The sequence below is a fragment of the Paenibacillus sp. FSL R7-0331 genome, from assembly GCF_000758645.1.
GTDB classification, from domain to species: domain Bacteria; phylum Bacillota; class Bacilli; order Paenibacillales; family Paenibacillaceae; genus Paenibacillus_AQ; species Paenibacillus_AQ camerounensis.
The window spans coordinates 6,385,937-6,409,322 of the sequence record NZ_CP009284.1 but is presented as its reverse complement, the minus strand read 5'-3'; the positions used below and the strand labels follow the sequence as shown (position 1 = coordinate 6,409,322).

The following is a 23,386-nucleotide window of genomic DNA, read 5'->3' as shown; positions in this document are numbered from 1 at the left end:
CCTTCTATCGTCCATTAGAGGAGGACATATCAGGTGAGCAAGCTTTGGGGCGGTCGGTTTACAAAAGGTACAAACAAGCTGGTGGAGGAGTATACAGCATCCATCGGATTCGACAAGGCACTGGCCGAAGAGGATGTGCAGGGCAGTCTGGCCCATGTCACGATGCTGGGCAAATGCGGTATCCTTCCGCAGGAGGATGTTGAGACGATCAAAGCCGGCTTGAACAAGGTGCTGGACAAGGTTCGTGCAGGCGAGATCGAATTCTCCGTAGCGGATGAAGACATTCATATGAATATTGAAAAGAACCTGATCGAAGAAATCGGACCTGTCGGCGGTAAGCTGCATACCGGACGCAGCCGTAACGACCAGGTAGCGACAGATATGCATCTGTATCTCCGTAACCGGGTTGTGGAGTTCGTAGGTCTGCTGCATGAGCTGCAGGAAGCGCTGATTGAACAAGCCAAAGACAATGTGGACACGATTGTTCCAGGCTATACGCATCTGCAGCGCGCACAGCCGATTCTGTTCGCCCATCACCTGCTGGCATACGTGTCGATGTTCCGCCGCGACGCGGAGCGCCTGACAGACAGCTACAAGCGGATTAACGTGCTGCCGCTGGGCGCCGGGGCACTGGCCGGAACAACGTTCCCGATTGACCGTCATTTTGTGGCGGAGCAGCTTGGCTTCGACAGTGTGTATGAGAACAGCCTGGACGCTGTCAGCGACCGCGACTTCATCGTCGAGTTCCTGGCTAATGCAGCGCTAATCATGACCCACCTGTCCCGGCTCAGTGAAGAGCTGGTACTGTGGAGCAGCACCGAATTCAGCTTCGTGGAGCTGGATGATGCGTTCTGCACCGGCAGCAGCATCATGCCGCAGAAGAAAAACCCTGACGTGCCTGAGCTGGTGCGCGGCAAAACAGGACGTGTCTACGGCAACCTTATCGGTCTCCTGACCGTGCTGAAATCTCTGCCGCTGGCGTATAACAAGGACATGCAGGAAGACAAGGAAGGTATGTTCGATACAGTAGCTACGCTGACAGGCGCCTTGCAGCTGTTCGCTCCAATGATCGCTACCATGAAGGTGAATAAGGGGCGGATGCGTGAAGCAGTTAACACTGACTTCTCTAACGCCACAGACATTGCGGACTTCCTGGTCGGCAAAGGCTTACCTTTCCGCCAGGCGCATGAGGTCATCGGCAAAACGGTGCTTTATTGCATTAACGAGGGTAAATTCCTGCTTGATCTGACGCTGGATGAATTCAAGCAGTTCTCTCCGCTGTTCGACGACCAGATTTATGCTGTCCTGCAGCCTGAGGCTGTAGTGAACGCCCGTAACGTCTACGGCGGTACCGCCACTGTACAGGTCAAAGCGGCGATTGAGCGCGCCGAGGCCTCCCTGCTTGAAGCGGGCAAGTGGGTAGTGCAGCATGCAGGCAGTGCTGAATAAGCAGCTTGTCTAAGGCTTAGCACAACAGGTTCAATCAGACTAAATAACAAAAGACTGTCCTCACCGCGGTAACGATATGCGGGAAGGGCAGTCTTTTTACTATGCGGAGATTAACCGAATCTGGTGACTGGCCTCTGCTGCTTATGAATCACTGTATCCGCTGCCAGAATTAATGGCGCCCTATATGCTCCACGAATCAGAAGAGGGTTTGCCCAGCGGCAGCCACTTCAGCACATCCTGGATTTTGGCGTCCCAATAACCCCACTCATGCTCCCCGGGGCCTTCTTCATAGGTTAACGATAGTGAGGTCTTGTCGCAGGCAGCACGGAACACCTGATTGTCCTCATACAAGAAGTCCTCTGTACCACAGCATTGGTAGAGAAGCGGCTTAGGACCGTTAGATTCTTCGGCTTGCTGGAGCAGCCACAGCAGATCATTTGGAGTGCCGGCGATATCCTCCTTGCCGAAGATTAGCTCATATTCGATGGATCTTTTGGACGCGTCGTCCCTGTTCATGAAATGATGCGCCATATCAAGTGCTCCCGACAGGCTGGCAGCAGCGGCAAAAGCCTCCGGCTTACGCAGTCCCAGCTTCATCGCCCCGTAACCGCCCATGGAGAGCCCGGCCACGAAGTTATCTTCACGCTTATGAGAGAGCGGAAAGAAAGAGCGGGCAAGCGCGGGCAGCTCCTCGCTGATGAAGGTCCAGTACCGGCCCCCTTCCGCCATATCCGTATAAAAGCTCCGGTGCACCTGCGGCATCACCACCGCAATCCCCAGTTCAGCTACATAGCGTTCAATCGAGGTCCGGCGCAGCCAGATTGAATCATCATCCGAGAGGCCGTGCAGCAGGTAGAGCGTCGGGTGAAGCTCCCCTCTTTTCACATTATTGAGTCCGATTTGTGTAGTCGTCTGCTGCGGCAGAATCACTGTCATTGAAGTACTTAGGCCGAGCACATCTGAATAAAATCTGCATTCGATCAGAGCCATTGTTATTTCCTCCTTTTAGCACAAATGATAGCATAGCGCATGGCCGATATATAGAGTAGAAATCGCTAGAATTATTATGTGCAATAGGATTGCTGGGTTAAGAGGGGAAAGAATATAATGGAAGTAGGATAAATAGATGAGGAATGTGCAATTACGAAAGATTTACAGAGTGAGGGGCGAAAAGGCAGGATGAAAGATCGTCTTAAGCAGGAACAAGGATTTACACTGATCGAAGTGCTGGCGGCAATTATCATTTTGTCGATCGTCTCCCTGGTGCTAACGTCTTATTTTACCAACGCCATGTCATACGCCAAAGCCAACCAGAACAAGACGATCATGGTCAACCTGGCGCGCAATGCGCTGTTTTATGCGGAGAAGCAGGATTTTGATAAGTGGAAGGCTTATTTTGCAAAGATAGAAAACAATAATACGCTTGAATGCTCAGCCACCGGGACTTCATGCACGACCTACAACAATATGGTTGATGATACAAAGGTATTGGAGGCTGTGCTGAATCCTTATATTAATAAAATTCAATATCATATTCAGATTGTTTACCAGCGGAAAACGCATAATGATATGTCTGCCAGCAAAACGGATTTCGATAAGGATATCTCACCTTATTTGCTTCCGGTTGAGGTCATAGTCTGGAGCTCAAATGATACCGCCAGAGCGAAACAAACAGTTGTGGAGGGATACATTACAGATGAAAAAATTCGTTAACCTCCTCCGCCGTGAACAGGGCCTGACCTTGATTGAGCTTGTAGCAGCTATAGCCATTTTTACGATGGTATCGGGTCTAATCTATGCGGTAATGATGTTTGGAATGCGCTCCTACAATCAAATAACGACTGAGAATAAATTAAGGGATGAAGGTGATCTGCTGATGTCAGCTGTTATTACTGAAATGTACACCTTCGGTGCCGAAGCTGTGACCGCTCCAGCGTATGAAGTTAACAGCGGCAAAGAAATTATAAACAGCTCTATTACGCTGCAGCGGGGTGGTACAGGAGGAGATTGGGAGACGATTAGCATCAAAGATGAGAAGTTGTCCATCGTAAAATCGGATAGTTCAAATTCAGATTCTATGACGTCTGTAACCTCAAAACTGGCTCCCGGATCAAGTATTATTCTGCAGTGTGGTAATACAGGCTCTTGCAGCAGCGGCTTAATTCTTATTAATCTCAATCTTCTGAAAACCTATGGCGGCAAAGACTACACTTTAACTTTAGAGAGTACATTCGGGTTCTAGGAGGATAGCATCTAAATGATAGAAGTACCATCGGACAGAGTGTCTTATTTCCAGAGATTAAAGCATGAAGAGGGCTCGGCGCTTGTATTAGTTATGTTTCTGGTGCTTATGCTGACGATACTGGGGCTGGCTGTGATGGGGGCCACAATTGGCGGAGCACAGATTACGGAGACGCGGGAGAGTGATGTGCAGAGTCTGCATTTGGCGCAAAAGGGTCTGGACGAAGCAACAGCGTATATACAATCACAGCTTAAGGACGTGGAAGATATTGATCCGGATACGCTGGAAGGGATTTTTAGCTCTTTAGATAAAAAGAACCTTAACGTCACAACTGAGCTGGGAACACTTCATAATACCGCCAGCGGAGAGATTCAAGAAATTAAATATTCGGGAAAAGAATCAATTTCACCTGTCGATGATAAGTATCTCCAGTCCCGCAAGTATTATATTGATGTCACTACTTCAGCAGTGGTCAACGGAGTGAACCGTAAGCTGCAGCAGCGGATCACCCTTGACAGCTATCCTGACTTTCTGAAGTATGCCTTTGGCTCGGGTGAAACGTTAAGACTTAACGGTGCACCGCTGCTGAGAGGGAATATATATGCCGGCAAACAGCTAGTTATTACCGATACAGCGGATTATACGTATAAAGGGGTCTCTCGCCACCAGCCGTCTGTATATCCGACAGTAATGCAGCAGGCCGGTTCAGGAGAAGCGAGCGGTGAAATTCATGTCCAATCCTGGGATAGTATCCTATACGCCAACGGCTCAGCTCCTCCATCAGGGATATCTCCGCTATCTCCACTTACTATGCAAAACACCAAGAAACTCGATGATATTCTCAGTGTTACGCCCGATAAAGTGAAAATCAAAGAACAGAAAAAATTTGTGGAAATCAATGTGGAAGAATCCTTTTGGGATAAAGTATCCGAAGCATTAGGTACTGATGTAAGAAGTGAGTTGCGTGCACATTATGTGAAAGCGGCAGACGGGCAGGCAACAGCGCAAACGAATCTGAATGACTGGCTTAAACTATATAACACAGGTTCTTATACTCATCTGAAAAAGCCTGATTTTCCGGTCAAAGCTCCAATAAGCGCAGATGCTACGGAAGAGCAGAAAAATAAAATAGAAGCAGACTATGAGAAAGCAGTGTACGACTATCATGATATTCTAAATAATCAGCTTACAAACTTAAATAAATCAGCAATATTTGATACTAGCTTGCAGGTAGATAATGTGGATTATAAACAAATTACATTTTCCTCTGAGGCCAAGCAGGGGATCAATGGTATTAATCCGAAATGGCTGATTATTGCAGGCGATCTAATTATCGATAATTTTAAGCCGGATTTCCTGAAGGTGAAGGGAAATATTCTGGTTACCGGAAATTTGATTATCAGAGGCAATGTAGAGTTCGATGCGACAGTGTTTGTTCTGGGGAAGACAACGGTTGAAGATGCAAAGATACATGGTTTAATTGAAGGTGGAAATGAAAAAGAGCTTTTGGTAATTTCTAAACATGAAATACTAATTACGCGGATTGACTCCTTTTCACAGCAGGTTAGCGGTCAAGGCCAGAATACAGCGGATGAGATGAAAGCCTTTTTCTACACGGATACAGAGGGTATGTTGTATGGTGTGGGTTCTAAATTTTGGTTGAACGGCGGTTTTTTTGCAAAGGGTAATTTGACGGTGAATGCAGTAGTTGGACAAGTTGATCCGCCTGATGCGGCGAATGTAAGTGCAGGGTTTACCTTTAAGACGCAGCAGTCGAAGAATATGGATGCGAGGTTCATTATAGATTATAATTACAAGATTTATGCTGATCAGCAGGCCAGTCTCCCGCGGGTTAAAGGGGTAAGCATGAGTGTCAGTCCGATGAAATTAGTGAAGTAGCACATAGTTGTGATTGATTAGCAAAAAGACCGCTCTGGACGAATAATATCCGGAGGCGGTCTTTTTTTTGATTCAGATAGAGGATTAGTATAAATCTCCGTTCGGTGGAGCATTAACTTTGACTTTGATTGTTGCAGTGACAGGAGTATTTGCACCTTGAGGCAGATACGAAACAGTAGCAAGCACGTTCTCCCCTTTTTGAAGACCTAGTATAATACCTTTTCTATCATCGGTAGGATTACTGTGAAAATTAGCGATATGCGGCATGCTGCTAGTCCAGCTGAACTGGTTTTTGATATCCTTAATGTTCATTTCACTAGGAGTAGCACGGAGCAAGCGGTTAAGATCCAACTCCTGACCCACATTGATTTCTATTTCGCCAATAGCGCTCAGCCCGGTTAAGCTAAACGGAATAATATTAACCGTACGGGTTTCCGTAATTCCGCCAGCCTCTACTGTAATCACAACACCGTTATGGATCTGATTACCGGTAAGTGTGTATTTGGTGTTAGTTGTATCAGTAGAATCTTTGGTTAGTGTGGCGTATTGCTCAGCGCTCTTTGTAATGCTCCATTTAATTTCGGAATTTGCCGGTATATTTCCTGTAGTTAGCACGAAGTCTTTAGTTTTAGTAACAAAAATATTATCAGGCCCGTCGATAGTCAGGGATCTAACGGAAATGATTGTTTCAGCAACCGTCTCTACCTTAAGATTCGAGCTGTTGACTTTAACTGTGACCTTGTAATCACTAGCTTGAGAAGTATCAAGTGCCTTTTGAGTGTTATCTGCTCCATTCTTAAGTTTGGATGCCGTAACATCTTTCCCGTCTTGAGTAACGATCCAGGTGTAAGTAATATCTTTCTCAGTTGCCGGTCCAGTATAAATAGCTTTCAGGTCGGCTTTTGCGCCAAGCTTGACGATGCTTTCGCCCTGCAGGGTCAAAGTTCTTGGTGTGTTGTCTACAGGATCAATGGCATTAAGTTCAATAGTAGTGAAGGGCTTGGTTACACTTAAAACAGGTGCGGAATTCGGAATTGTTCCTTTAAATGGAGTAGAGTCAAGTCGAATTCCTCCATTGTTCCCCCCAAAATCCCAAGAGCTTGCAAATAATGTTCCATAATAAGATCCGTTAATTAATTCAATTTTAGCGACAGGGGCTATTATAGATCCGATAAGTCCATTGCTTATTTTAATATTTTTCGCCTCTGGAAAATTATACAAGATGTTTTGGGCTTTACTAGAGCTGATTCCATTGCCATTAAACGTAACCCATTTATTCATATTAAGAGTCGTGTTCTCAAACTTGCCCAAAATATTAATTATGGCTGAAGCATTATCGGGGATATTGATTAATATACCGTTAGTTGCTAAAATTTGAGCTTCCGTAACAGTAAAGAGATAGGTATTTAAAGTTCTATCACTAACGTTTAGTCCTAACTGATCTGCATTCCATTGTTGGGCTGCTGCAGTTCCTGTAGGCGTAGTTTTAGCCCATTCATTAGATTTCTTAACCCAATAATCGGTTACTGCCTTAAAATCGATAGTTTTCATCGGGTTTTCGCGCGTGTGTGTACCTTTAAGCTCTCGGATGCTATTAGCATTATAGTTGAAATTTTCACCGTAGATGAGGTTGCCTGAGATTCCGCTGTTGTTGTCCAAATAATCGAATGTTTTTCCAACCACAACGTTACCGTTAACAGTCCCGCCCCCTTTAATGGATAAGTTCCCGCCGACAGCGAGATTGCCATTTAGGGTGTAATTTCCGGTGGTAGCAACATTATTCTGAATGAATATTCCGTAATCCCCAACTATTCCAATAGTTGAGCCTAAGTTTGATTTAGATGGGTCAAACTCTGTTGCTAAAGCAAACTCATGCAAATCATTGTAGCTAAGAGTTCCTTTGGCAAAAGTATATTTCTGAGTCACAGCAGCACTAGCCGGCACTGACAATAATATTTCTCCATTGCTATTAAGCTTTGTATTTGAGGTCAAATCAGGAGAAAGATTGGGTGAACTCTGCTTCCAGTTATATTTAACATCACCCAGATAAATGGTAATCGTATATCCTTCTGCAAGTGTTCCTGTCTTTGTGAACCCGCTAGGAAGCGTGGCTGTATCAACCTCAATATTTGGAGGCAGCTTCTCTGTAAAATTGATGCTTGAAATCCGAATGGATTGCGAAGGTTGGGTGGTATAGTTCACAGCTGGCGGTGTAATCTTGTAGTTTAAAGAGAAAGTCTCTCCGCGTTGAATTTCTCCGTTTGTTATATTTGTGCCTGAAGCCGAATTTATAGTACGAGTTAGCTGCAAGTTGGCTTGAGCATTAATTCCCTGATCAGCGACCACATAAGTCATCAGCTTCCACACAGGCAGTACAAGCAGCATCACCAGGGCCAAGCCTGAAACAAAATATAACCTTTTCTTCTTGATACGCTTCATGATCATCTCTCCCTGGCCGATATATAATTCATACTTTCTGTCAAAAGTGAATGCATTATGTCATTAAATGGGTATCTGTGGTGGCTGTTTTCGTTGTAAAAAGTACCAATCTATGCTATATATCATTCTAGGACATATTTAGTAGATAGGCAATTAAAAGATATGCGCATTCTGCTGGTTTATGAGTCTAAATAACTATTAAATTTGAAATATTTTTACAATATACATAGGTTGAATTAAGCAGGACTGCCGGACTGGTCCGGGAGAGGCTGCCTACGACAAAATTTAGCGCTCTGGAGTGAAAAAGAGATGGCCATCATGAAGAAGAGGCTGGGAGACCTGCTTGTAGAAAACGGAATTATCTCTCAGGAGCAGCTTGAAGAGGCGCTGGTTGAACAGCGTAAATCCAAGCGCAAGCTGGGCGATCTGCTGATTACCCAGGGCTATATTACCGAGCAGCAGCTTATTGAGGTTCTTGAGTTCCAGCTTGGAATTCCCCACGTCAGCCTGTTCAAATATCAGATAGATCCGGCTATCACTCAGATCATTCCTGAGAGCATGGCCAAACGTTATCAGGTACTTCCGTTCATGAAAGAGGGCGGTAAGCTGATGGTTGCTATGGCTGATCCGCTTGATTATTTTGCGATTGAGGATCTGCGCATGAGCACCGGCTTCCGCATTGAGCCTGCGATTTCCAGCCGGGACGAGCTCACCCGGGCAATTGCCCGCCACTATGGCATGCGCGATTCGATGAGTCAGATGATGGTCGAGCTGCCGACACAGGAAGAGATTGAAGAAACGGAGATTACGGATGAGGATTCGCCGATTGTCCGGCTTGTGAACCAGATGATTCAGCAGGCGGTTTCGCTCAGAGCGTCGGATATCCATGTGGACCCGGGTGAAAATAACTTGTCCATCCGCTTCCGGATCGACGGAACATTGCGCACGGAGCGGATTATCCCGAAGCAGATGCAGGGGTTCATCACGGCGAGACTTAAGATTATGGCTAAGCTTAATATAGCCGAGCGGCGCTTGCCGCAGGACGGCCGGATCAAGATGCAGTTTGATTACAAAATGGTCGACATCCGCGTATCCTCGCTGCCGACGATGCACGGTGAGAAAATTGTTCTCCGGCTGCTCGATCTGAGCACCGGGGTGAAGACAGTCGAGAGTCTCGGATTCAGCGACTGGAACGCCGGAGCTTTTCAGGACATGATCAGCAAGCCTTACGGCATTATCCTGATTACCGGTCCTACTGGCAGCGGTAAATCCACCACACTGTATGCGGCCCTTAATCAGCTGAATACCGAGAGCGCCAATATTATTACAATCGAAGATCCGGTGGAGTACCAGCTGGAAGGAGTCAATCAGGTGCACGTGAATCCGGCAATCGGACTGACCTTTGCAGCCGGCCTGCGCTCGATTCTGCGTCAGGACCCGAACATTGTTATGGTGGGAGAGATCCGCGATACCGATACCGCTGAGATTGCCGTGCGGGCCTCGCTTACCGGGCATCTGGTATTGTCTACGCTTCATACGAATGATGCGGTAAGTACGATTTTGCGGCTGCGGGATATGGGTGTGGAGCCCTACCTGATTGCTTCCTCCCTGCTTGGAGTAGTAGCACAGCGGCTCGTCCGCAAAATCTGTCCGGATTGCCGTGAAGAGCATACACCAACCGAGCAGGAGTCGATCATGCTGCGCCGTTACGGTCTGCCTGACAGGGTTATTTACCGGGGCCATGGCTGCGGCAGCTGTAATAATACCGGATATAAAGGCCGGATTGCGATTCATGAGGTGTTGACCATAAACGACCATCTGCGCCAGATGATTACCGATTCCGCATCTATTGAGGAACTGCGTGCAGCCGGTAAAGCTCAAGGAATGGTGTATTTGATGGAGGATGGTTTCCTTAAGGTCTCCAGAGGCATAACTACGCTGCAGGAGGTCATGCGCGAGACGGTTTCGCATTAGAGTTTAGGGGGAGACAAAAGTGCCAGCCTTTTCATGGGATATTGTTCAATTGTTATATATGGCCTTTGCTTCCAAGGCTTCGGACCTGCACATTTCGGTAGGCTCTCCTCCGGTTATGCGGATTGACGGCAAGCTGCAGCCGCTGGAAGGTGAACGGATCAGCTCTGAGGAGTCAGCTCACATGGCCGATATGCTGCTTGGCAGCGAGAGAAGCGTGGAGTTCCGTAATAAAGGGGAATTCGATTTCTCTTATCCTCTGGACGATGGAGTAAGATACCGTGTGAACGTGTACCGGCAGCGCGGTGAGGTAAGTATTGCGGCGCGGTCTATACCGGCTCAGATTCCCAGCATGGAGCAGCTGTCACTTCCAGGAGTACTGTCCAACCTGGCAATGAAGCCTCAAGGATTGATTCTGGTAACAGGACCTACAGGCAGCGGAAAATCTTCAACGCTTGCCGCGATGCTGAATTATATTAACCGGACAGCCAGCAAGCATATTGTTACGCTGGAAGATCCGATTGAATTTTTGCACAGCCACGGAACCTGCCTGATTGATCAGCGTGAGGTGGGCAGTGATACCGGAAGTTTTGCCAGCGGGTTAAGGGCGGTCCTCCGCCAGGACCCGGATGTCATTCTGGTCGGGGAAATGCGCGATCTGGAGACAATCTCCGCCGCAGTTACTGCAGCTGAAACGGGACATCTGGTTATGGCTACGCTGCATACAACCGATGCGCCGCAGACGATTGACCGGATCATCGACACATTTCCGGGGCATCAGCAGGGGCAGATTCGTTCGCAGCTGGCTTCAGTGCTGCTGGCAGTCCTGTCGCAGCGTTTATTCCCGCGGGCTGGCGGTAAAGGGCGCCTATGCGCTACCGAGCTGCTGATCAACACACCGGCGGTGGCTAACCTGATCCGGACCGAGAAGACCCACCAGCTCAAAAATGTGATGCAGACCAGCCGCGCGCTAGGGATGCATACGCTGGAGATGAATATACGCGAGCAATTGCAGCTGGGGCTGATTCAGCCAGAGGCAGCCAGAGGTTACCTTACGGAGGTGACTAACTGATGCCGCAGTTTGAATACCAGGTCCGGACAAGCGCCGGAAAACAGCTCAAAGGCAAGCTGACAGCCTCAGATAAAGGATCGGCGATGGAGGAGCTGCGCAAGCGGGGGCTTACTGTATTTTCGCTGGCTGAACAGAAATCTTCTATTTTGTCGATGGAAATTTATATTGGTAATCCGGTTAAGACGATTGATTTCATTATTTATTGCCGCCAGTTCGCTACCTTGATGCGTGCAGGCGTCTCGATAGTTGACGCTACACGAATTCTGGCAGAGCAGACCGAGAGTAAGGCGCTGAGCAAAGCGCTGAATGATGTGAATTCCAGCCTGCTGCGCGGTATTGCATTGTCACAGGCGATTCAGGATCACAAAAAGATTTTTCCGCCGCTGTTCATCAGTATGATCCGTGCAGGGGAAGAGTCGGGTGATCTGGAAGGAACGCTTGAGCGGCTGGCTGTTTATTTTGAGAAGCGGCATGTCACTTCTGAGAAAATCAAATCTGCCCTGACCTATCCGGTTACGGTTGGTATAATGGCGCTTGCCGCTGTTGTGTACTTGCTGTGGGCGATTGTGCCGCAGTTTGTGACGATGTTTGAGTCGATGGATGCTGAGCTTCCGGCGATAACCAAGCTGGTATTGGCCCTCAGTAAAAGCATTCAGGGACAATGGTATTTCTGGCTAATCGCCATTATCTTTATTGTGGTTGGTTTTCAGATTGCTAAGCGCACAGAGCAGGGTGCATACGCACTGGATTATGCAAAGCTCAAGATTCCTGTGTTCGGCAAGCTGAATCAAAAGGGTTCAATTGCCCAGTTCACACGTACCTTTGCATCCTTATATGCCAGCTCGGTACCGATTCTGCAGGCGTTGTCTATCTTGGAAGAGGTAGCAGGCAATAAGGTGATAGGCGGATATATCCGCAGTTCCGCTGACTCCCTCAGACAAGGAAAGCCGCTCTCAGAGCCGCTTAAGAAAGCGTGGGTATTCCCGCCGCTGGTCACACAGATGATTGCAATTGGTGAGGAGACCGGGGCGCTTGATGAGATGCTGTCAAAAGTAGCAGATTTTTATGAGATGGATGTCGAGAACACGGTGGACCGGTTGAAATCACTGCTCGAGCCACTACTGATAGCTTTTTTGGCCGGTGTGGTCGGTGTCATTGTGGCAGCGATTATGCTGCCGATGTTCAGCCTGTATAGCAACATGTGAGCCTGGTGCTCCTTGCATAGATTGAGAGGGGTGACGCCAAGCAGGCGAACCGGGAGCATAGGGCAGTCTCCAAAACCTGCTGGAATAGGACAAGTACACTTGGATGACAGCAACAGGACAGCGGGAAGTTACACAGATAACGGAGTATCGGTCTTATTCAATATCATCAATTATGAGGGGGAAAAAGAATGTTAGCACAGGCGATTCGTAAAAAGCTGGGCAAAGCAGGTAAAGAGGAAAAGGGGTTTACGCTGATTGAGTTATTGGCGGTTATTGTTATTTTGGGGATTATTGCGGTAATTGCTGTTCCAATGATAACTAGACTTATAACAAATACGGGAACAAAAGCTGATTTAGCAACTGCTAGACAGGTTTATGAAGCATCTAGACTTTATGTGACAACAGAACTTAATGGCAATGCAGGTACAACAACAATTACTATTGAAGGTACTAATGGTCTTATAGCGCTTGGATATTTAGAAGCAGGAATACTATTGCCGAGTAACAAGCAAACAATCACTTCTGGTACAGTTTATTATTCTGGAGGTGTGCTATCTAATACTACTGTTTCTGGAGCGACAGGTCCAGCAGTAACTTTAGTAACTACAGGACAAACGAGAAGTTACAGTAGAGACCAAGTTGTAACAACTGAAGTTTCACCGAATCCATAAAATCTTGAGATATTGTTGATCTCATTCAAGGAATCGGAATTCCCGATTCCTTTTTTAAAATCCACAGAATAGGAACCATCACCCCATGACCATTGTTATCGCAGGATACATTACGCTTGTCGGGCTGATTCTGGGCTCCTTCTATAATGTAGTGGCGCTGCGGGTGCCGGCGGGGGAGTCGCTGGTGCGGCCGCCGTCGCATTGTACCAGCTGCGGGACGCGGCTGACAGCGCGGGATCTGCTGCCGGTGGCAAGCTACCTCCTGTCCCGGGGCAGGTGCCGGCACTGCGGGGCGAAGGTGTCGCCGCTGTATATGCTTGGTGAAATGGCGACAGGGCTGTTATACCTGTGGGTATACCTGCAGTTTGGCCTAACCGGGCAAAGCATTACCGGGCTTGTGCTTGTCAGCCTGGCGGTAATCGTAACGGTAGCTGACCTGAAATACATGCTGATCCCGAATAAGGTGTTGCTGTTTTTCCTGCCGCTGCTTCTGGTGCTGGTGATCCTGTTTCCGGAAGGTCCGTTATGGTCTCATCTGCTGGGAGGCGCGGCAGGCGGTCTCATTATTCTGCTGCTGGCCCTGCTCGGGGGGATGGGCATGGGAGATGTGAAGCTGTTCGCGCTGCTGGGCTGGGTGATCGGCTTTCCTAATGTGATTCTGGCCTTTCTGATTGCCTGCACACTGGGAAGCCTTGCCGGCGGTACGCTGATACTGCTCGGCAAGGTGAAACGTAGACAGCCTATCCCGTTCGGACCTTGGCTGGCGGCAGGCTCACTAATCGCTTTCTCTTACGGTTCACAACTTATCAGCGTTTATCTTGCGCTCATCCGTTAGGAGGAACTTTATAGCATGTTTGGAATAGGTAACAAAGCGGCCGGTGTCTCCATTGAGCAGACGGGCATCCGCTATATCAGCTTCAAGAACAATCAAGGCAAACAGGTCCACAAAAAAAGATTTATGCCGCTGCTTCCGGGCATGATCGTTGAGAACCAGGTGGCTGACAGCGAGGCACTGCTGGACCGGCTGAGACAATGGGTGAAAACGAAGGGGCTGCGCGGCAGTGCAGTTAGCCTGTCGATTCCGCCTTCACAGATGATCATCCGCAAAATGACGATTCCAAGCACGGTAGAAAAGCAGATCGACCAGCTGGTTAAGCTTGAGGTCGAGACCGGCCTGCATCTTCCCTTCGAGAATCCGGTGTACGATTACGTGGTTACCGGGCAGGAGGAGAATGAGAGCCAGCTGATTATTTTGGCCGCGCCGCGCAAGGTCGTTCAGGACTACGTAGATGTATTGGAAGATGCCGGCCTGAAAATCAAAAGCGTTGAGGTTTCGGCAACGGCTCTTGCCCGCAGCATCGTAGCAGGCTATGGACATGCCTTTAACGAGACGATGCTGATTCATCTGGAGCAGTCGCTGCTCGATATTTATATGTTCCGGGGCGGTAATCCGGTGTTTATGCGGACGATTAATCTGGTGGACCTGGCACAGCCTCAGTCGATCCCCTTTAATTTAAGCAAAGAACTGCCTTTCGCAGCAGAGGCGGAGGCAGAAGCCGCTGCATCTTCTGCCACTCAGCATCACTTGTCTGCTGAGCAGATCGTGGAGATTACAGCAGAAATATCACGTATGCTGAGCTTTTACCAGTACAGCCTGCACGACGGCACCACACGGATTACGGAGCTGCTGATTACAGGCGCACCCGATATGCGCAGCCAGCTGCAGCAGGAGCTGCAGGCGGCGCTGCCGGAGCTGGCCATTGCCCCGATTGCCGTTGACCAGTTCGCGGCAGGTGTACGGCCGGACAACAGTCTCAATGATTACCGGGTAGCTGCCGGAGCGGCGCTGCGTGATTCCAAGCTGCGCAACATTAACCTGCTGCCGCGTGAGGACCGCGAGACAATTGTGTTCCCGTATGTTGCAGTGACGCTTGCCGCAGTGTGGGTGCTTGGCGTAGCCGGGACCGGTATTTTGTATACTTCAGTGCGCGGGGAGTACGCGGATCAGAGCACCCGGATTCAGGCAGCTCAGGATCAGAATGCTAACCTGCAGCTTGAACTGGCCAGCCTGAACAGCAGCGGAGCCGGTAGCGGCAGCTTTGACAGGGCGGCGATTATTGAAGCTTTGTCAGCCAGCCGGGTAAATGCCGCTGCCTTGCTTAATGAACTGAAGTCGAAGCTGCCGTATGCTGCTGTAATCCGGGAGATCAGCTATTCCTTCCGCGGCGATCTGCTGCTGACTGTGAACTTTACAGATATGGAGCACAGCGGAGCATACCTGACTTCGCTGCGGGGAATGCCGTTTGCCCGTGAAGCGGTCATTGAGAAGTTATCCGAAGGCGCAGCAAGCTCAGGTGCAGCAGGCGGCTTATCCAATCTGATGAATTATTCAGCCGTATACCGGGTGAACACAGCACCAGCAGCTGCTGATCAGCAAGCAGCGGAAGCGCAGGCTGCTGCGGAGGGGGGAGCGGACAGCAATGGAACAGATTAATAAGTACCGCTCGCCGATTGTGATGGGAATACTCATTCTGTTTTTAATTCTTTTTTCCTTTTATATGCTGGCGGTCCGCCCGGTAAGCAGTGATATCGCTGTGCAGAACAGTGAGCTCTCACTGCTGGAACGGGAGGGATCGGCACTCCAGAACAAAATCAATGAACTGAGGGGCGCCGGAGATAGCCTGAGCGCAGACGAAGAGACGGCACTGGCTTCTATTCCGCAAGGTGACGGAAGCGAAGCGCTGATCAACGATCTGAAGGCAATCGGTGACAGCTCTCATGCCCGATTGAAGGACATCGGCTTTTCCCTGACCGGATCAAGTACCGCGGGGACCTGGACGGGCGAAACAGCAGCCTCTTCGGCCGGATTGCAGGAGATTAAAATGACAGCTATTGTTGAAGGCGGATATATCGAGATTAATGAATGGCTGAAGCAGCTGAACAAGATGCCGAGACTGATCACCGTGGATTCTTTCGCCTTCCAGCAGCCGTATGAATTTCCGACTGCACAGAATCCCGGCAGCATCCTGACAGCCAACGTGGCATTTACAGCCTATTACGAGGCTGAAGCAGCAGAGTAATCAGCAGATCATTCATGTTGTTACAGGCACTGTTAAAGCTTCGTCTTCCTTCACAGGGAGGACGGAGTTTTTTTGTGCGCCGTGAAGCTGCCAATCCGTTTTCAGCCGGCTGCAGATTGGGTATTTTAGCTTACAGGCTATCGTAAGTTATAAAGTATCCTTTACAGCAACAGCAGCGGTTTCGTTCTACCCGAATAAGCAGAAAAAGATGAATAAGGAGGCTTTTCACATGAAAAAGAAATGGTTGATCGGTTCACTGGCACTTTCGCTCGGTCTGGTATCCGCGGGAAGCGGGGCGCTGGCGGCTGCGCCGGTTACAGGAAGCACGGCAGTTAAGACAGTAGCAGCTTCATTGCCGGGAAAAGAAGGTCCCGCTACCATTAACAATCTTACAGAGCGAAGCATTATTCCGCTGCTCGTCCACGCCAAGAAGCTATACACATATGCCAGCGGTGCAGGCAATACCTACGGGTCTGAGAAGTTTGATTATAACGGACTGGAATACCGCTATCTTTCCAGTGACCTCGGAACGAAGCAGCAGCTGATGAATTATATAAAAAGAGGATTTACGCATAATGCCGCAGCCTTTTATGCCCAGACGCAATTTCTTGAATTGAAGGGCCGCATGGCCCAGGTTAACGCTGATGTAGGCAATCATCTTCAGTTCGATAAAGCTATCGCAAAGATGGTTTCCAAAACAGCAACTACAGCCGTTTTCGAGCTCAGCGTGCCTCAGGAGAACAACCAGGGGGAAAATGTTGGTGTTGTAGTCAAGCTGAAAAAAGTGAACGGCTACTGGAGAATTGATATGTCACCGGACACTTTGTTCTAATTAAACTATGGGGATGAAGTGACAAAGCTTCATAGCTGCTTCACCACAAAAGACGGCCGGATTGAAATCCGGCCGTCTTTTGCAGTGAACAGAAGGATGTCTGCTGCACAGGAACATGCAGCCGTTCACTCATTGCTGCGTACTCCGTCCTCTACAAGCGGCTTCTTTACAGGCTCGGGCTGGACTGCGTTGCTCATGCCGCCCCGGTTGATAGCGATTACCTGCTTCTGTGCCGGATATATATCACGGGAGAGCTGTTTCTTTTCAAGTGCCTTACCGTCTACATAACGTGTAATATAGGTTTCTACTACATACCCGGCCTTCCCGCTCTGGATAACGCGTGTGCCTCCGCGGGGCAGCGAGGAATCACTAACGTATCTCGCTGCGGGCTGCAGGATTTCAACCGTCTGGGACTGGACGCTATAATAAACATTTTTGGGGAAGGTACCAAACAGCTTAATTGTTAAGGTCCGGCCTTCAACAGCGGCCTTGATGATCAGGTACTTGCCGGTATTATTGCGGAACCGGAAATTAATATAGCCTTGGGCAAACGTAGCATCCTGTCCCTTTGGCAAATAGCTGACCGGCAGGGAGTGATTGCGCCGCTCTACAATTTCCAGGCCGGCTCTGATTGCCGCATTATAGAGCGTACTGGAGACCTGGCAAATACCACCGCCTGTACCGGGCTGCAGCTTGCCGTTCACGATGACCGGCGCTTCGCGCAGCCCGGATTCCTGCTGGGCTTTTTCAATCGCCTTACCGTAATCAAAGACAGCATCCGGCGGCAGTATCGTTCCGTTCACGGCTTTAGCGGCAGCGTCTACATTGTGGGTGCGCCCCGGCCCGCTTAAACCAAGCGAGGTGCTGAACTGCATGATTTCCCGTTCAATTCCCTGATCTTTCAGCGCTTTTAAGGTTATGGAAGGCTCTTTTACAGTCAAGGGTACCTCCAGAGTAATACGGTTACCCTGCAAGGTGGCCGGATCGGCAAGCTTTACCGGCAGTGCCGCCCGCAGGGCGAGCTCCAGCCCGTGCCAGTCCACTTCGTACGAGGTGGTTTCTGCCGTATAAACCACCCGGTCATCTTCAGTAATACGCCGGGTGGCATCAACCGGGATGCCGAAGGATTCACTTTCCCATGCGGTGCTTAGGCTCGATTGCAGCCGGGCTATATCCAGATGGATACCGAGCTCCCAGCCGGCGGCAAAGCTGCGGCGGGCCTGTGCCCGGTCGAGCATCCGCCCTTCCGTTAAGCGCTGCAGCCCCTGAAGGAATTGCTCAGCTTCATAATCCGCTCCGGCCTGCTTCAGGGTGACGGTCAGTTCGGTGTTAGCGCCTGCTTTTAGTACCAGCGGAATAGCTTCAAGGGCGTCAAGCCGGGCGGCCAGGCCGCTGCGGACCTCGGTGATCTCCATTTCGCCGATATCCCAGCCGGCCAGCCGTGTATCCTTCGGGAGGGTGTGCTGCCCTCCATATAAATGAAGCCCGCCGGCCGCGAGCGAAGCAGCGAGCAGCAGCGAGATTGCCGCGATCAGGGCGATATGTATTTTTGTCATCAAAAGATCTCCTTCGGAGCGGCAGATTTGCGCATTGAGCAGCGCAGGCCGGGGGTTAGAAGCTTACGGATTGCAATGTCCAGCCGATATATAAACGTGGGAGCTGGTCCAGGCAGGATTTTTTTGCAGTAATCACGAATGTATTACAATAATGAACAGCAGCCAGTGAAGCACAGGGCCTGTTCTATGTATATGAGCGGACCGGGTAAAACTTTCGGGTACTCAAACGGTTACAGATTTGTTACAATAGATACGCCTGTGGTATTTGGGCAGTTGATGGAAGCTTCTGCGGTTTGGTGCCTGACCTGACGGCCGGCCGGCGGAATATGACAAAATCGGGAAGTGATAATTTTGATCGAAATGCAGGATGTATGGAAGACGTACCCCAACGGGACCAATGCTCTTCAGGGGATATCCGTCAAGATTGACCGTAATGAATTCGTGTATGTCGTCGGACCGTCCGGCGCAGGAAAATCAACATTCATGAAATTAATTTATAGAGAAGAAACACCAACGAAAGGCCAGATATCAGTAGGCGGGTTCAATATCGGCAAGCTGAAGCCGCGTAAAATTCCTTATGTTAGGCGCAACATCGGCGTAGTATTTCAGGATTTCCGGCTGCTGCCGAGGCTGACGGCGTATGAGAACGTCGCTTTTGCGATGGAGGTTATTGAGGCCCCGAAGAAAATCATGAAGAAGCGCGTTAACGAGGTGCTTGATCTGGTGGGACTGCGCAGCAAAGCGAACCGTGAGCCGTCCCAGCTATCAGGCGGGGAGCAGCAGCGGATTGCGATTGCCCGCGCCATCGTCAACAATCCGTCCGTTATTATTGCAGACGAGCCTACCGGCAACCTCGATCCCGAGACCTCCTGGGGCATCATGCAGCTGCTGGACGAAATTAATTTTCGCGGTACAACGATTGTAATGGCTACCCATAACAGGGATATTGTCAATAAAATGCGCAAACGGGTACTGGCGATCGAGAACGGCAACATTGTCAGAGACCAGGTGAGAGGGGAATACGGTTATGAGTTTTAAAACCTTCTTGCGCCACATGCGGGAAGGCTTCAAAAATGTATTCCGCAACGGCTGGATGTCGGTGGCTTCCATCACATCTATTGTCGTCTCCCTATTCGTGCTAGGTGTCTTTATTTTGCTTGTACTCAATGTGAATTCCATCGCCGACAAGGCGGACAGCCAGGTGCAGGTCAATGTGCATCTGACGCTCAATACGGATCAGAAGATGCGTGAAACCCTGCAGAACGAAATCGGCAGCATGCCGGAAGTAAGCAAGGTGGAGTTCATATCCAAGGAGCAGGGGCTGATTGAGTTCCGTGAGGATATGGGGCCGGAAGCAGCTGAGCTGCTTGAAGGCTTTGACGAAGAGAATAACCCGCTGCCGGACAAGCTGCTGGTCGAAGTAATTGAACCGACCACCGTTCCGTTTGTAGCAGATAAGATAGAAGCACTAAACACAACGCATGAAGAGAAGCCGATATATAAAGTGAACTATGGTAAGGGCTCCGTTGAGACACTGTTTAAGATTACGCGCGCTGTGCGCAATATAGGCTTTATTTTTGTAGCAGGCCTGGCTCTGATGTCCATGTTCCTGATTTCCAATACGATCCGGGTAACCATTCTCGCCCGCCGCAAGGAGATTGGCATTATGAAGCTGGTAGGGGCAACGAATGCGTTTATCCGCTGGCCGTTTTTTGTGGAAGGGGCGCTGATCGGACTGATCGGGTCACTGGTGACCTCCGGCGTTCTCTTTATCGGTTACAGCAGTCTGACCCGTTCTGTTCAGGGTGATCCGATGCTGGGGCTGCAGATGATTCCTGTTGAAGAAATCTGGCTGCTCATGTGCGGGCTGCTGGTAGGCCTTGGCATGCTGATCGGGATCTGGGGAAGTACCGTGTCGATCCGCAAGTTTTTGAAGGTGTAGGGACCATTTCTGACGTGAGATGACATTTAAATACGGAGTAAAAGGATGGGGAGTGCGAGTTGAAGAAGAAGATTGCCGCCGGACTAGCCGTAGCACTGCTGGCTGTCACTTTTTTAGGACCCTCTGACGGATATGCCAAAAAGACAACAGTCGCAGAAATAGATCAGCAGCTGAAGAAGCTGCAGCAAGAGGTGCAGGCGGCCAAGGCCGCGCAGGAAAAGGCGGCTTCCCGTACTCAGGAGGCACAGCACTACAAGAACAAAACAACCCAGAATCTTGAGTATGTGCTGGCACAGATCGATCAGGTAAAGGGTGAGATGACGACCATTTCCGGTAAAATCGCCAGCACAGAGGAGTCGCTCAATGTGACTGCAACCGAGCTGAGTGATGCAGAGGACCGGATTGCTTCGCGTGAAAAGCTGCTGGAATCCCGTGTCCGGCTGATGTATACCGATGGCGCCGTCTCTTATCTTGATGTGCTGCTGTCATCGACCAGCTTCTCGGATTTCCTGGACCGGGCGGATTCGCTCAAGATGATCGTAGATCAGGATCAGGATCTGCTGGAGCAGCATAAGCTCGACAAGGAGACTGTGGTAGCCAAGAAAATGGAGCTGGAAGGACAGTATGCGAATGCAAAGCAGCTGTATACCCAGCTTGAGGATCAGCGCAGTGTCTTGAAGGAGAAGGAAGCGGAGAAGCAGGAGCTTATCGCTCATTATGATGAAGAAATTCTGGTGTCCGGGGAAATTTCCGAAGAGCAGGAAGCTAAGCTGGTGCAGCTGGCCAGCGAGCGTTCCGCGCTGGAGACGCAGAAGGATAAGCTGAAAGCAGAGGAAGCGGCTCGTAAAGCGGCTGCAGCCAAAGCGGAAGCGGCGCGCAGAGCGGCAGCCGCAGCTGCCAAGGCAAAAGCTAAGTCTGCGAGCGTCAGCAGCGTCAGCTCCTCCTCAGAGTTTGCCGGCAGCGGCGGCCCGTTCCAGATGCCTGTAGGCTCGGCGCGGATCTCCTCAGGGTATGGAAAACGGACACATCCGGTAACCGGTGAAGTCGGTAAGATGCATACCGGCGTAGACTTTGCGGTTCCGCAAGGAACCAATATTCACGCTGCGGATTCCGGTACTGTGCTGGTTGCCGAATGGTGGAGCGGATACGGATACTGTGTCATTATTGACCACGGCGGCGGTGTATGGACGCTGTACGGCCATATTCGTGAGGGCGGCCTCAGAGTTTCGGCAGGAGACAAGGTAGACAGAGGACAGGTTATTGCCGAATCCGGTTCAACCGGACGCTCCACAGGACCGCATCTTCACTTTGAAGTACGGGTAGACGGCAAGACCGTTGATCCGATGCCTTATCTGTAGATCGGCTGCAAAACACAAATTAAGGCAGCAACAATAAATATTAATCAGCACTGCGGCATATACTGGAAGAGATACCGTCTTTGCGGGACGGGAGCGGGCCTTTAGTAGATGGACAGAAGGGACGGTGGGAACATCATGTTAAAGAAAAGCACGGCGGTCTTTATGATCGTCGCTGCGCTGCTCTGCGGCAGCCTGTTAACCCTTGGCGTGACCGGTTATGTGCAGGTTGTCGGACAAGCTGCGGGTGAAGGTGTAGCGGCTGTCCTGCAGACGAACAGCGGCCTGGAGGATAAGGAATCCCAGAAGCTGGGCACCGCGCTAAGCCTGATAGAAGATAACTACTACGATACGGTGGACCGGAACAAGCTGATCGACGGTGCTGTTAACGGTATGATGGAAGCGCTGGGCGATCCTTATTCCAATTATATGGGCAAGGAAACAGCAGAGAAATTCGAAGAGAGCATTGAAGGCTCCTTCTCGGGTATCGGCGCTGAGGTATCCTCGGATAACGGTAAGGTGGTTGTTGTGTCGCCGATTAAGGGAGCACCGGCTGAAAAGGCCGGAATTCAGGCTAAGGATGTTATTCTGTCGGTCAACGGCGAAACGCTGGAAGGCCTTGAGCTGAACGACGCCGTCGCCAAAATCCGCGGACCGAAGGGCAGCAAGGCAACGCTCAAGGTGCAGCGGACCGGATCAGCAGAGCCGCTGGAATTCGTGATTACCCGCGACGATGTGAAGCTGGAAACCGTCTATGCCACCATGGAGAAGGACGGCGTTGGCGTCATCGAAGTAACCCAGTTCTCAATGAATACCGCGGAGCGGTTCAAGGAAGAGCTGAATAACCTCGAGAAGCAGGGCATGAAGGGGCTTGTCATTGATGTCCGCAACGATCCGGGCGGTGTACTGCAGCGCGTTATTGAGATGGCAGAGCAGTTCGTGCCTGCAGGCAAAACCATTGTTCAAGTTGAAAATAAGGATAAATCGCGCGAGGTCAGCACCTCTAAGGGCTCAAGCAAAGCTTATCCGGTTGTGGTGCTTATGAACAAGGGAAGTGCCAGCGCATCGGAGATTCTGGCGGGAGCGCTGCAGCAGTCAGCCGGAGCCAAGCTGATCGGTGAGCATTCCTTCGGCAAGGGTACTGTGCAGACCAGCTTTGAGAAGGAGCTTGGAGACGGCAGCCTGCTGAAGATTACCATTGCCAAATGGCTGACGCCGGACGGCACCTGGGTTCACGGAAAAGGCATTGAGCCGGATATTGCGGTGTCCCAGCCGGATTATTTCTCGGTAGCGCCGATTAATAAGAGTGCTACCCTACAATACAATATGAACAGCTCGGACATTAAAAGTGCGCAGACCATGCTGGACGGCCTGGGCTACAAGCCGGGGCGTAAGGACGGATATTTCGACGCTGCGACTAAAGATGCAGTGAAGAAATTCCAGAGCGCATCGAAGCTGCAGGCGACCGGTATCATCGATACCAAAACCGCTGAAGCATTAGAGCTGGCGCTGATCAAGGTCATTCAGGACCCGGCCAATGACAACCAGCGCAACCGGGGAATTGAAGAGGTGCGGAAGGAAATCCAGAAAGCCGCGTCGAACAAGTAAGAAGGCTGAATTCAGCCTTCTTTTTTTTGAAGCTTGTGTAGAGGGAGTGTGACGACAGTTTGAAT

The 23,386-nt window shown here is 50.0% G+C and carries 19 protein-coding genes; 16 read left to right on the top strand and 3 right to left on the bottom strand.

Annotated features, from left to right (window positions below):
• The first annotated feature begins 33 nt into the window (after positions 1-33).
• On the top strand, positions 34-1,449 hold the full coding sequence (argH, locus tag R70331_RS28000) for an argininosuccinate lyase (protein ID WP_042181235.1): 1,416 nt from the start codon (positions 34-36) through the stop codon (positions 1,447-1,449).
• 180 nt (positions 1,450-1,629) lie between these two features.
• Here the strand turns inward: argH and R70331_RS27995 are convergent, their stop codons facing one another.
• Positions 1,630-2,439 (bottom strand): alpha/beta hydrolase, encoded by an 810-nt coding sequence (locus R70331_RS27995; RefSeq protein ID WP_042181233.1) that lies wholly within the window; start codon positions 2,437-2,439, stop codon positions 1,630-1,632.
• Positions 2,440-2,628: 189 nt separating this feature from the next.
• On the opposite strand from R70331_RS27995, the gene R70331_RS27990 reads away from it, so the two are divergent.
• The 3 genes from R70331_RS27990 to R70331_RS27980 are packed head-to-tail and all read left to right on the top strand — an operon-like array spanning position 2,629 to position 5,590.
• Entirely contained in the window at positions 2,629-3,162 is a 534-nt protein-coding gene (locus tag R70331_RS27990) for a type IV pilus modification PilV family protein (protein WP_042181231.1), read from the top strand.
• Complete coding sequence (locus R70331_RS30780; RefSeq protein WP_052419243.1) at positions 3,146-3,691, top strand: PulJ/GspJ family protein; 546 nt, start codon at positions 3,146-3,148, stop codon at positions 3,689-3,691. Before R70331_RS27990 ends, R70331_RS30780 begins: the two co-directional genes overlap by 17 nt.
• A 15-nt stretch (positions 3,692-3,706) precedes the next feature.
• Positions 3,707-5,590 carry a pilus assembly PilX N-terminal domain-containing protein gene (locus R70331_RS27980; protein ID WP_042181229.1) on the top strand — a complete coding sequence of 628 codons (1,884 nt, stop codon included), beginning with the start codon at positions 3,707-3,709 and terminating at the stop codon, positions 5,588-5,590.
• An 84-nt stretch (positions 5,591-5,674) separates the two neighbouring features.
• Here the strand turns inward: R70331_RS27980 and R70331_RS27975 are convergent, their stop codons facing one another.
• The gene (locus R70331_RS27975) at positions 5,675-8,029 is read right to left on the bottom strand and encodes a collagen-binding domain-containing protein (protein ID WP_042181227.1); all 2,355 of its coding nucleotides are present in this window, start codon (positions 8,027-8,029) and stop codon (positions 5,675-5,677) included.
• Between the two features lie 309 nt (positions 8,030-8,338).
• On the opposite strand from R70331_RS27975, the gene R70331_RS27970 reads away from it, so the two are divergent.
• The 8 genes from R70331_RS27970 to R70331_RS30775 all read left to right on the top strand — a co-directional run bounded on the left by R70331_RS27970 (position 8,339) and on the right by R70331_RS30775 (position 16,860).
• Positions 8,339-10,003 carry a GspE/PulE family protein gene (locus R70331_RS27970; protein ID WP_042181225.1) on the top strand — a complete coding sequence of 555 codons (1,665 nt, stop codon included), beginning with the start codon at positions 8,339-8,341 and terminating at the stop codon, positions 10,001-10,003.
• Positions 10,004-10,022: 19 nt separating this feature from the next.
• Positions 10,023-11,072 (top strand): type IV pilus twitching motility protein PilT, encoded by a 1,050-nt coding sequence (locus R70331_RS27965; protein ID WP_081947773.1) that lies wholly within the window; start codon positions 10,023-10,025, stop codon positions 11,070-11,072.
• On the top strand, positions 11,072-12,277 hold the full coding sequence (locus R70331_RS27960) for a type II secretion system F family protein (protein ID WP_042181223.1): 1,206 nt from the start codon (positions 11,072-11,074) through the stop codon (positions 12,275-12,277). The genes R70331_RS27965 and R70331_RS27960 overlap by 1 nt, the downstream gene beginning before the upstream one ends.
• 188 nt (positions 12,278-12,465) lie before the next feature.
• Positions 12,466-12,948, top strand: coding sequence for a prepilin-type N-terminal cleavage/methylation domain-containing protein (locus R70331_RS27955; RefSeq protein WP_052419242.1), 483 nt, complete (start codon positions 12,466-12,468; stop codon positions 12,946-12,948).
• Positions 12,949-13,033: 85 nt separating this feature from the next.
• Positions 13,034-13,783: a prepilin peptidase gene (locus R70331_RS27950; protein ID WP_042181221.1), complete on the top strand. Its 750-nt coding sequence runs from the start codon at positions 13,034-13,036 to the stop codon at positions 13,781-13,783.
• Positions 13,784-13,798: 15 nt separating this feature from the next.
• Complete coding sequence (gene pilM / locus R70331_RS27945; RefSeq protein WP_042181220.1) at positions 13,799-15,442, top strand: pilus assembly protein PilM; 1,644 nt, start codon at positions 13,799-13,801, stop codon at positions 15,440-15,442.
• Entirely contained in the window at positions 15,429-16,028 is a 600-nt protein-coding gene (locus R70331_RS27940) for a type 4a pilus biogenesis protein PilO (protein ID WP_042181219.1), read from the top strand. The genes pilM and R70331_RS27940 overlap by 14 nt, the downstream gene beginning before the upstream one ends.
• A 229-nt stretch (positions 16,029-16,257) precedes the next feature.
• Positions 16,258-16,860, top strand: a complete 603-nt coding sequence (locus R70331_RS30775) for a DL-endopeptidase inhibitor IseA family protein (protein ID WP_052419241.1) — start codon at positions 16,258-16,260, stop codon at positions 16,858-16,860.
• 125 nt (positions 16,861-16,985) lie between these two features.
• On the opposite strand, the gene R70331_RS27930 is transcribed toward R70331_RS30775, so the two are convergent.
• On the bottom strand, positions 16,986-18,416 hold the full coding sequence (locus R70331_RS27930) for a VanW family protein (protein ID WP_042181218.1): 1,431 nt from the start codon (positions 18,414-18,416) through the stop codon (positions 16,986-16,988).
• A 351-nt stretch (positions 18,417-18,767) separates the two neighbouring features.
• Here R70331_RS27930 and ftsE point away from each other — a divergent pair, with 351 nt between their 5' ends.
• From ftsE to R70331_RS27910, 4 genes are all read left to right on the top strand, one after another.
• The gene (ftsE, locus tag R70331_RS27925) at positions 18,768-19,454 is read left to right on the top strand and encodes a cell division ATP-binding protein FtsE (RefSeq protein WP_042181217.1); all 687 of its coding nucleotides are present in this window, start codon (positions 18,768-18,770) and stop codon (positions 19,452-19,454) included.
• Positions 19,444-20,358, top strand: coding sequence for a permease-like cell division protein FtsX (gene ftsX / locus R70331_RS27920; protein ID WP_042181216.1), 915 nt, complete (start codon positions 19,444-19,446; stop codon positions 20,356-20,358). The genes ftsE and ftsX overlap by 11 nt, the downstream gene beginning before the upstream one ends.
• 59 nt (positions 20,359-20,417) lie before the next feature.
• Positions 20,418-21,716 carry a murein hydrolase activator EnvC family protein gene (locus tag R70331_RS27915; protein WP_042181214.1) on the top strand — a complete coding sequence of 433 codons (1,299 nt, stop codon included), beginning with the start codon at positions 20,418-20,420 and terminating at the stop codon, positions 21,714-21,716.
• A 135-nt stretch (positions 21,717-21,851) separates the two neighbouring features.
• Positions 21,852-23,321 carry a S41 family peptidase gene (locus R70331_RS27910; protein ID WP_042181212.1) on the top strand — a complete coding sequence of 490 codons (1,470 nt, stop codon included), beginning with the start codon at positions 21,852-21,854 and terminating at the stop codon, positions 23,319-23,321.
• Positions 23,322-23,386: the final 65 nt, after the last annotated feature.

Bases quoted from the DNA above. Each gene is read 5' to 3' on its own strand.
- R70331_RS27995 (WP_042181233.1), bottom strand. From the start codon at position 2,439: ATGGCTCTGATCGAATGCAGATTTTATTCAGATGTGCTCGGCCTAAGT.
- R70331_RS27990 (WP_042181231.1), top strand. From the start codon at position 2,629: ATGAAAGATCGTCTTAAGCAGGAACAAGGATTTACACTGATCGAAGTG.
- R70331_RS30780 (WP_052419243.1), top strand. From the start codon at position 3,146: ATGAAAAAATTCGTTAACCTCCTCCGCCGTGAACAGGGCCTGACCTTG.
- R70331_RS27980 (WP_042181229.1), top strand. From the start codon at position 3,707: ATGATAGAAGTACCATCGGACAGAGTGTCTTATTTCCAGAGATTAAAG.
- R70331_RS27975 (WP_042181227.1), bottom strand. From the start codon at position 8,029: ATGAAGCGTATCAAGAAGAAAAGGTTATATTTTGTTTCAGGCTTGGCC.
- R70331_RS27970 (WP_042181225.1), top strand. From the start codon at position 8,339: ATGGCCATCATGAAGAAGAGGCTGGGAGACCTGCTTGTAGAAAACGGA.
- R70331_RS27960 (WP_042181223.1), top strand. From the start codon at position 11,072: ATGCCGCAGTTTGAATACCAGGTCCGGACAAGCGCCGGAAAACAGCTC.
- R70331_RS27955 (WP_052419242.1), top strand. From the start codon at position 12,466: ATGTTAGCACAGGCGATTCGTAAAAAGCTGGGCAAAGCAGGTAAAGAG.
- R70331_RS27950 (WP_042181221.1), top strand. From the start codon at position 13,034: ATGACCATTGTTATCGCAGGATACATTACGCTTGTCGGGCTGATTCTG.
- pilM (WP_042181220.1), top strand. From the start codon at position 13,799: ATGTTTGGAATAGGTAACAAAGCGGCCGGTGTCTCCATTGAGCAGACG.
- R70331_RS27940 (WP_042181219.1), top strand. From the start codon at position 15,429: ATGGAACAGATTAATAAGTACCGCTCGCCGATTGTGATGGGAATACTC.
- R70331_RS30775 (WP_052419241.1), top strand. From the start codon at position 16,258: ATGAAAAAGAAATGGTTGATCGGTTCACTGGCACTTTCGCTCGGTCTG.
- R70331_RS27930 (WP_042181218.1), bottom strand. From the start codon at position 18,416: ATGACAAAAATACATATCGCCCTGATCGCGGCAATCTCGCTGCTGCTC.
- ftsX (WP_042181216.1), top strand. From the start codon at position 19,444: ATGAGTTTTAAAACCTTCTTGCGCCACATGCGGGAAGGCTTCAAAAAT.
- R70331_RS27910 (WP_042181212.1), top strand. From the start codon at position 21,852: ATGTTAAAGAAAAGCACGGCGGTCTTTATGATCGTCGCTGCGCTGCTC.